Raw genomic sequence first — 9,261 nt, 5'->3', positions numbered from 1 at the left:
CGGGCGGGCCGATCGGCCCGCCCGGCACCTGCGGTCGTCCGGCCGGCTCAGCGCAGCACGCCGGCGTCCATCCCGCCCGACTCGACCGGCGCCGCGACCAGCCCCGGCTCGGCCGGTGAGGCCAGCAGCCGGTGGGTGGGCAGCACCCGCACGGTGTAGCCGAACGGGCCGGTGCGGTCCAGCGCCAGCGGCCCCTCGTAGCGGTGGCGGCCCTCCAGGTCCGGTCCGCCCGCCGGCTTGAGGGCGAGCACCGCGGCGTCCGAGATCCGGTCGGACTCGTCCACCCGGCCGGAGACCACCTGGACCTCCACGTCGGCCGGCTCCAGCGCGCCGAGCGAGACCTGCACCCGCAGCTCCAGCGCCGAGCCGAGCTCCTGCGCCTCGCGGCAGCCCTCCGCCTCGACGTGCTCGACCCGGACGGTCGGCCAGGCCTCGCGGACCCGGGCCTTCCACTCGGCGAGCTCGCGGGCACCGGCGTGGTCGGTGCCGCCGGACCCGGCGGCGAGGGCGCGCTGCGCGGTCGCCGCCGGGGCGTACAGCCGCTCGACGTACTCGCGCACCATCCGGCCGGCCAGCACCTTGGGCCCGAGGGTGACCAGGGTGTGCCGGACCATCGAGATCCAGCGGTGCGGCAGGCCGTCGGCGCCGCGGTCGTAGAACCGGGCGGCGACCTGGTGCTCGATCAGGTCGTAGAGCGCCGCCGCCTCGATGTCGTCGCGCCGCTCGGCCTCCGGGCTGTCCGGGTCGACCCGCTCGGGGCCGGAGACGTCCGCGGTGGGGATCGCCCAGCCGTTGCGGCCGTCGAACCACTCGTCCCACCAGCCGTCCAGGATCGAGAGGTTGAGGCAGCCGTTGAGGGCGGCCTTCATCCCGGAGGTGCCGCAGGCCTCCAGCGGGCGGAGCGGGTTGTTCAGCCAGACGTCGCAGCCCGGGTAGAGGTGCTTGGCCATGGCCATGTCGTAGTCGGGCAGGAAGACGATCCGGTGGCGTACCGCCGGATCGTCGGCGAAGGCGACCAGCTGCTGGATCAGCCGCTTGCCGCCGTCGTCGGCCGGGTGGGCCTTGCCCGCGACGACGATCTGCACCGGCCGCTGCGGGTCCAGCAGCAGCGCCCGCAGCCGGGCCTTGTCCCGCAGCATCAGGGTGAGCCGCTTGTAGGAGGGGACGCGGCGGGCGAAGCCGATGGTCAGGACGTCCGGGTCGAGCACGCCGGAGGTCCAGCCGAGCTCGGCGTCACCGGCGCCGCGCTGGCGCCAGGAGGTGCGCAGCCGGCGGCGGGCCTCCTCGACCAGCTGGGCCCGCAGGGTGCGGCGGACCTCCCAGATCTCCTCGTCGCCGATCCGCTCGATGCCCGTCCAGCGGCGGGCCTCGCCGGTGGTGATGGCCTCGTCGGCGCGCTCGGCGCCGATCTGCCCGGCGCCGAGCCGGACGACCGCCGGGTCGATCCAGGTCGGCGCGTGGACGCCGTTGGTGATCGAACCGATCGGCACCTCGGCCGAGTCGAAGCCCGGCCAGAGCCCGTTGAACATCGAGCGGCTGACCTCGCCGTGCAGGGTCGAGACGCCGTTGGCCCGCTGGGCCAGCCGCAGACCCATCGCCGCCATGTTGAACAGCTTCGGGTCGCCGCCGTGCCAGCTCTCCGCGCCGAGGGCCAGCACCCGGTCGACCGGGACGCCGGCCAGTGCCGCGTCGCCGCCGAAGTGACGGGCGACCAGGTCGCGGTCGAACCGGTCGATGCCGGCCGGGACGGGCGTGTGGGTGGTGAACACCGTGCCGGCCCGGACGGCCTCCAGGGCGGCGCCGAAGTCCAGCCCGCGACCGCCCTGCTCGGCCGGCGCGACCAGCTCGCGGATCCGCTCCACGCCGAGGAAGCCGGCGTGGCCCTCGTTGGTGTGGAAGACCTCGGGGGCGCGGTGACCGGTGAGCCGGCAGTAGGTGCGCACCGCACGCACGCCGCCGATGCCGAGCAGCATCTCCTGGAGCAGCCGGTGCTCGCTGCCGCCGCCGTACAGGCGGTCCGTCACGTCCCGGTCGGCCGGGGCGTTGGACTCGATGTCGGAGTCCAGCAGCAGCAGCGGGACGCGGCCGACCTGGGCCTTCCAGATCCGCGCGCCGAGGGTGCGGCCGGCCGGCAGGGCGAGGTCGACCCGGCAGGGGCTGCCGTCCTCCTCGCGCAGCAGGCTGACGGCGAGTTCGTCCGGGTCGAGCAGCGGGTAGCGCTCCTGTTGCCAGCCGTCCCGGTCCAGTGACTGCCGGAAGTACCCGTGCCGGTAGAACAGGCCCACGCCGATGATCGGGACGCCGAGGTCGCTGGCGGCCTTGAGGTGGTCGCCGGCCAGGATGCCGAGGCCGCCGGAGTACTGCGGCAGCGCCGCGGCGATGCCGTACTCGGGCGAGAAGTAGGCGATCGCCTCGGGCAGCGGGCTGCCGGCCTCCCCGACCGGCGGCGCCGACTGGTACCAGCGCGGCCCGGCCAGGTAGTCCCTCAGGTCGTCGTGGAGGTCGCCCAGTCGGCGCAGGAAGCGGCGGTCGGCCGCCAGCGCGGCGAGCCGGGCGGCCGGCACCTCGCCGAGCAGCCGGACCGGGTCCTCCCCCACGGCCGCCCAGACCTCCGGGTCGACGGAGCGGAACAGCTCCCTCGTCTCCGGGTGCCAGGACCAGCGCAGGTTGAGCGCGAGCTCGTGCAGCGGCTGGAGTTGTTCGGGCAGGACGGTGCGGACGGTGAATCTGCGGATTGCCTTCACAACGTGAAGCCTAGAGCCTCCGGGCCGCCTGAACGGGTGTCAGCGGACGCTTTGCACACCCGTTCGGCGTATTGGTGAGATCGCAATCGGCGCAGTACTGCGAACGGGGGGCGCACGGGGCGCACGTAGCCGAAAAGGCGCGCCCCTGGCGCGTGAATATCCAGCAACGGCCGCGTTTCCACTGGCCGATATGCCCCTGCATACCGTCCGAAATCGCGCGATTACCGGCCCGTAGGTCTTGCCGGTGGTGCGAGGATGCAGAAAGGTCGTTGGTGCGGCAGGGAGTGCAGGCCGAAAGGCGCCCCCTGCTGTTCCATGTCCGGAACATGCCCTGCTGACGAGCCCTCACCCTCCATCGCCCATTCGGCCGCTGCCGCTGCTCCTCGGCGTGTCCTCACACCTCACCCGGTCGTTTTCCGGGTGGGTCGGGTCGCTCCGGGGCGCGCCCTTCGAGGCGCGCGCCGGGACGCACGCGCCTCGCGGGGCGGGTCGCGTCGGCCGGCGGTCGGGTGGGCCTCGCCCGCCGGCACGGCACCGTTCCGAACGCACGGCCACCCCACCCCACAGTCCTCCCGGTAACTCCCCCGGCAACGCACCGGCCGTCGGGAGCCGCCGCCGATTCGGGCAGGAGTTTGGCATGCAGGGCGACACGCGGGACCAGTCCACCGCAACGACGGAGGGCCCCGACACACCGCCGACCACGGAGCCGCCGCTGCCGGCCCCGCGCGCCGCCCGCAGCACCGCACCGGCCGCCCCCGCGGCCGGGCGGACGGCGGCCCGCAAGACCACCACCGGCAAGACCACCGGCAGCAAGACCACCACCGGCAGGAGCACCACCGGGTCCACCACCAAAACCACGACCACCGCGACCGGGGCCCCGGCGAAGAAGACCGCCGCGAGGACGACCGCCGCCAAGAAGACCGCAGCGAAGAAGACCACCACCGCCCGCAAGAGCGCCACCCGCAAGACAGAGAGCGACACCGTGATCGGCCGCATCCCCGTCCTGGACGTCAGCCCCCTCGTCGACTCCGGGCGGCGCCCGGCCAAGGCCGTGGAGGGCGAGAGCTTCCAGGTCACCGCCACCGTCTTCCGCGAGGGCCACGACGCGGTCAACGCCAACGTGGTGCTCCGCGACCCCCGCGGCCGCAGCGGTCCGTGGACGCCGATGCGCGAACTCGCCCCGGGCACCGACCGTTGGGGCGCGCACGTCACGCCGACCGCGGCCGGCCGCTGGTCCTACCTGGTGGAGGCGTGGAGCGACCCGGTCGCCACCTGGCGGAGGACCGCCGCGGTCAAGCTCCCGGCCGGCATCGACACCGCGCTCGTCCTGGAGGAGGGCGCCCAGTTGCTGGAGCGGGCCGCCGCCGGGGTGCCCAAGAAGGAGGGCCGGGCGCACGTGCTGGCCGCGGTGGACGCACTGCGCGACCCCGGCCTGCCCCCGCTGAGCCGCTACGCGGCCGCGCTCGCGCCCGAGGTGCTGACCCTGCTGGAGCGCCACCCGCTGCGCGAACTGGTCAGCGCCACCCGGCCGCTGCCGCTCCAGGTGGACCGCAAGCGGGCGCTGTACGGCGCCTGGTACGAGTTCTTCCCGCGCTCCGAGGGCGCCGTGGTCGACCCCTCCGGCGTCCAGCCGCCGGTCTCCGGGACGCTGCGCACCGCCGCCGAGCGGCTGCCCGCGGTCGCCGCGATGGGCTTCGAGGTGGTCTACCTGCCGCCGATCCACCCGATCGGCCGCGCCCACCGCAAGGGCCCGGACAACTCCCTGACGGCCGGTCCGCACGACGTCGGCTCGCCCTGGGCGATCGGCTCGCCGGAGGGCGGCCACGACGCCGTCCACCCGGACCTCGGCACCCTGGAGGACTTCGACCGCTTCGTCGCCGAGGCCGGGTCACTGGGGCTGGAGGTCGCACTGGACTTCGCCCTGCAGTGCTCCCCCGACCACCCCTGGGTCAACAAGCACCCCGAGTGGTTCAGCCACCGCCTCGACGGCACCGTCGCCCACGCCGAGAACCCGCCGAAGAAGTACCAGGACATCTACCCGATCAACTTCGACCAGGACTTCGAGGGGCTGGTCAAGGAGACGGTTCGTATCCTGCGCTTCTGGATGGGCCACGGGGTGCGGATCTTCCGCGTCGACAATCCGCACACCAAGCCGGTGGTGTTCTGGGAGAAGGTGCTGGGCGACATCGCCCGGACGGATCCCGACGTGATCTTCCTGGCCGAGGCGTTCACCCGTCCGGCGATGATGCACACCCTGGGGAAGATCGGATTCCACCAGTCGTACACCTATTTCACCTGGCGCACCACCAAGCAGGAACTCACCGAATACCTCACCGAACTCACCGGTGACGCGGCCTCGTACATGCGGCCCAACTTCTTCGCCAACACCCCGGACATCCTGCACGAGTACCTGCAGCAGGGCGGCCCGGCCGCGTTCGCCGTCCGCGCGGTGCTGGCCGCGACCCTCGCCCCCAGCTACGGCGTCTACGCGGGCTACGAGCACTACGAGAACGAGCCCGTCCACCCCGGCTCGGAGGAGTACGCGCGCTCCGAGAAGTACGAGCTGCGCCCGCGCGACTGGAGCCGTCAGGACTCCCTCGCCCCGCTCCTCACCGCCCTCAACCGGCTCCGCCGGCGCCACCCCGCCCTGCAGCAGCTGCGCGACCTGCGCTTCCACCCCACGGACAACGACCAGGTCATCGCGTACTCCAAGCGGGCGACCACCGAGGACGGCATCGAGGACCACGTGATCACCGTGGTGAACCTGGACCCGCACCACGTCCAGGAGGCCACCGTGACCCTGGACTCGGACCTGCCGCTGACGGTGCACGACGAGCTCACCGGCGCCACCTACGACTGGGGCCGCCGCAACTACGTCCGGCTCGACCCATCCACCGAGCCGGCCCACCTCCTCACCGTCCGGAGGCACCCTCAGTGACAGTCAACGAGCCCGTTCCCGACACCTTCGCCGAAACGCCGGCCAGGGACCGCGACCCGGAGTGGTTCAAACGCGCGGTCTTCTACGAGGTCCTGGTCCGTTCCTTCCAGGACAGCAACGGCGACGGCGTGGGTGACCTCAAGGGGCTCACCTCGAAGCTCGACTACCTGCAGTGGCTGGGGGTGGACTGCCTCTGGCTGCCGCCCTTCTTCGCCTCCCCGCTGCGGGACGGCGGGTACGACGTGGCCGACTACAAGTCGGTGCTGCCGGAGTTCGGCGACCTCGCCGACTTCGTCGAGTTCGTCGACGCCGCCCACGCCCGCGGCATGCGGGTGATCATCGACTTCGTGGTCAACCACACCAGCGACCAGCACCCGTGGTTCCAGGCGTCCCGCAACGACCCGGACGGGCCGTACGGCGACTTCTACATGTGGGCCGACGACGACAAGCAGTACCCCGACGCCCGCATCATCTTCGTCGACACCGAGACCTCCAACTGGACGTACGACCCGGTCCGCAAGCAGTACTTCTGGCACCGGTTCTTCTCCCACCAGCCGGACCTCAACTACGACAACCCGCGGGTCCAGGAGGAGGTGATCGCGGCCCTGAGGTTCTGGCTGGACCTCGGCATCGACGGGTTCCGGCTGGACGCGGTCCCCTACCTGTACGCCCGGGAGGGCACCAACTGCGAGAACCTGCCGGAGACCCACGAGTTCCTCAAGCGGCTCCGCAAGGAGATCGACGCGGACTACCCGGACACGGTGCTGCTGGCCGAGGCCAACCAGTGGCCCGAGGACGTCGTCGACTACTTCGGGGACTTCGCCTCCGGCGGCGACGAGTGCCACATGGCGTTCCACTTCCCGGTGATGCCGCGGATCTTCATGGCCGTCCGCCGGGAGTCGCGCTACCCGGTCTCGGAGATCCTCGCGAAGACGCCGGAGATCCCCTCCGGCTGCCAGTGGGGCATCTTCCTGCGCAACCACGACGAGCTGACCCTGGAGATGGTCACCGACGAGGAGCGCGACTACATGTACGCGGAGTACGCGAAGGACCCGCGGATGCGGGCCAACGTGGGCATCCGCCGGCGGCTCGCACCGCTGCTGGAGAACGACCGCAACCAGATCGAGCTCTTCACCGCCCTGCTGCTCTCGCTGCCCGGTTCGCCGGTGCTGTACTACGGCGACGAGATCGGCATGGGCGACAACATCTGGCTCGGCGACCGGGACGGCGTCCGCACCCCGATGCAGTGGACGCCGGACCGCAACGCGGGTTTCTCCTCGGCCGACCCGGGCAGGCTCAGTCTGCCGCCCATCATGGACCCGGTGTACGGCTTTCAGGTGACCAACGTCGAAGCGCAGCAAAGCAGTTCGAGTTCCCTGCTGCACTGGACGCGTCGCATGATCGAGATCCGCAAGCTCAACCCTGCGTTCGGCCTCGGCAGCTACACCGAGCTGCCCTCCAGCAATCCCGCGGTGCTGGCCTTCGTGCGCGAGCACGAGGGAGACCTGGTCATGTGCGTGAACAACTTCTCGCGGTTCGCGCAGCCGACCGAACTGGACCTGCGGCGGTACGGGGGGCGGTACCCGGTCGAGCTGATCGGCGGCGTGCGCTTCCCGTCCATCGGTGAGTGGCCCTACCTGCTCACCCTCGCCGGGCACGGCTTCTACTGGTTCCAGCTCAGGAAGCCCGGAATCAAGTAGCGGCGGCCGTCCGGCGCCGAAGTAACGATCCACCAGCCAGGTCCGAGGGGACCAACCCTGCGGGGCGCGAGAGTCACGACCCCCGCGCCCCGCAGGGGTCTTCGCACCGTCGGGTACGGAGAACAGCCCAACGGCCACCCACACTATGGCGTGACACCCGAGCCCCGCTCGCGTGCCTCCGCCGCCGCGCCGCCGAAATCCGGAAGACTGACAGGCCCGGTGACGACCTCGGGCAGCCGGCCCGCTTCCGGGGAAAGGGAGTCATGTCCGAAACCTCCCGTTCTCAAGCCCACGTGCACCGCGACCTACCCGACGGCGCCCCCGGGCCCGTCGGCACGCGCGGGACCACGGGGCGGAGAACCACCGCGGGTGTCAGCGAGCTCGTGGGCGCCGCCCTGCCGCTGATCGCCGACTGGCTCCCCACCCAGCGCTGGTACGCCGGGAAGGGGCGCGCGATCAGCGGGCTCACGCCGGTGGTGGGCACCCCGCTGCAGGTCGGCGACCCGACCCTGCTGCACCTGCTGCTGCGGGTGGAGCACGGCACGGGGGCGGCTGCCCAGGGGGACATCTACCAGCTGCTGCTGGGCATCCGGTCCCAGGACCCGTCCGGGGTCGGCCCGGGCGCAGTCCTCGGCCGGCTGGCCGGCGGCGGCCCGCACGACGGCGCGGTGCTCTACGACGCGGTGCACGACCCGGAGCTGACCGGCCGGCTGCTGGAGCACCTGGCCACCGGCGACCGCTTCGGCGCGCTCTCCTTCCGGCGGACCCCGGGTCCGGGCCTGCCGAGCAACCTGCCGGGCCGGGCCTCCACGGCCGAGCAGTCCAACAGCTCGGTGATCTACGGGACCTCCTTCATCCTCAAGCTGTTCCGGCGGATCAGCCCCGGCACCAATCCGGACCTCGAACTGTCGCTGGCGCTCTCCCGGGCGGGTTCCACCCGCATCCCGCGGGTCGCCGCCTGGTTCGAGTCCCGGCTGGAGCGATCGGAACCGGCCACTCTCGGACTGCTGCAGCGCTACCTGCCGGACGCCGAGGACGGCTGGGAGCTCGCCCTCGACCAGGTGGCCCGGCTCAAGGGCGACCCGACGCCCGGGAACTTCGCGGTCGAGGCGCACCGGCTCGGCCGGGCCACCGCCGAGGTGCACCGGGTGCTGTCCCGCTCGATGCCGACCGCCCGCCTCGACCGGGCCGAGACCGGCCGGCTGGCCGGCGCGATGGCCGACCGGCTGGACAGCGCGGTCGCCGCGGTGCCCGGGCTGCTGCGCTACCGCTCGGCGCTGCGCGCGGCCTTCCAGCAGCTCACCGCCGACCACCTGGAGGGCCTGCCCGTCCAGCGGATCCACGGCGACCTGCACCTCGGCCAGGCCATGCGCACCCCGCACGGCTGGGTGCTGCTGGACTTCGAGGGCGAGCCGGCCAAGCCGCTGGCCGAGCGCCGGCTGCCGCAGCCGGCGCTGCGGGACGTGGCGGCGATGCTGCGCTCCTTCGACTACGCGGCCGCGCACCTGCTCGCCGGGGCCCCCGGCCCCGACCCGGAGCTGGCCCACCTGGCCAACGCCTGGGCGGCCCGCAACCGGGCCGCGTACTGCGCGGGCTACACGGCCGGCGGCGGGATGGACCCGGCCACCGCGCCGGAGCTGCTGCGCGCCCTGGAGATCGACAAGGCGGTGTACGAGGTCGTGTACGAGGCCCGGCACCGCCCGAGCTGGCTGCCGATCCCGCTGGCCGCCATCAACCGTCTGGCCCTGACCGTCTGACGCCCCGCAACCGCCTCCTGGAGGACCCGACGTGAACCCCCCCGGCCCCACGCACGACAGCTCCACCACCGCCGTGCCCGCCACCTCCCGGGCGGGCGCCGGCGCGTCCGCGCCCGCCCGGC

4 protein-coding genes are annotated in these 9,261 nt (G+C 72.8%); 3 read left to right on the top strand and 1 reads right to left on the bottom strand.

Features of this window, described 5'->3' with window-relative positions:
* Positions 1 to 47: 47 nt before the first annotated feature.
* On the bottom strand, positions 48 to 2,744 hold the full coding sequence (gene glgP / locus ABZ641_RS18055) for an alpha-glucan family phosphorylase (RefSeq protein WP_344627276.1): 2,697 nt from the start codon (positions 2,742 to 2,744) through the stop codon (positions 48 to 50).
* Between the two features lie 982 nt (positions 2,745 to 3,726).
* On the opposite strand from glgP, the gene ABZ641_RS18050 reads away from it, so the two are divergent.
* From ABZ641_RS18050 to ABZ641_RS18040, 3 genes are all read left to right on the top strand, one after another.
* A complete protein-coding gene (locus tag ABZ641_RS18050) occupies positions 3,727 to 5,682 on the top strand; it encodes an alpha-1,4-glucan--maltose-1-phosphate maltosyltransferase (RefSeq protein WP_344627279.1) in 1,956 nt (651 codons plus the stop codon).
* Positions 5,679 to 7,382 carry a maltose alpha-D-glucosyltransferase gene (gene treS, locus ABZ641_RS18045; protein ID WP_030272501.1) on the top strand — a complete coding sequence of 568 codons (1,704 nt, stop codon included), beginning with the start codon at positions 5,679 to 5,681 and terminating at the stop codon, positions 7,380 to 7,382. Before ABZ641_RS18050 ends, treS begins: the two co-directional genes overlap by 4 nt.
* A 383-nt stretch (positions 7,383 to 7,765) precedes the next feature.
* Positions 7,766 to 9,139 (top strand): maltokinase, encoded by a 1,374-nt coding sequence (locus ABZ641_RS18040; protein WP_344627275.1) that lies wholly within the window; start codon positions 7,766 to 7,768, stop codon positions 9,137 to 9,139.
* Positions 9,140 to 9,261 lie beyond the last annotated feature (122 nt).

The organism is Kitasatospora sp. NPDC007106 (genome assembly GCF_040634455.1).
Lineage (GTDB): Bacteria > Actinomycetota > Actinomycetes > Streptomycetales > Streptomycetaceae > Kitasatospora > Kitasatospora arboriphila.
This window is presented reverse-complemented; position numbering and strand designations above follow the sequence as displayed.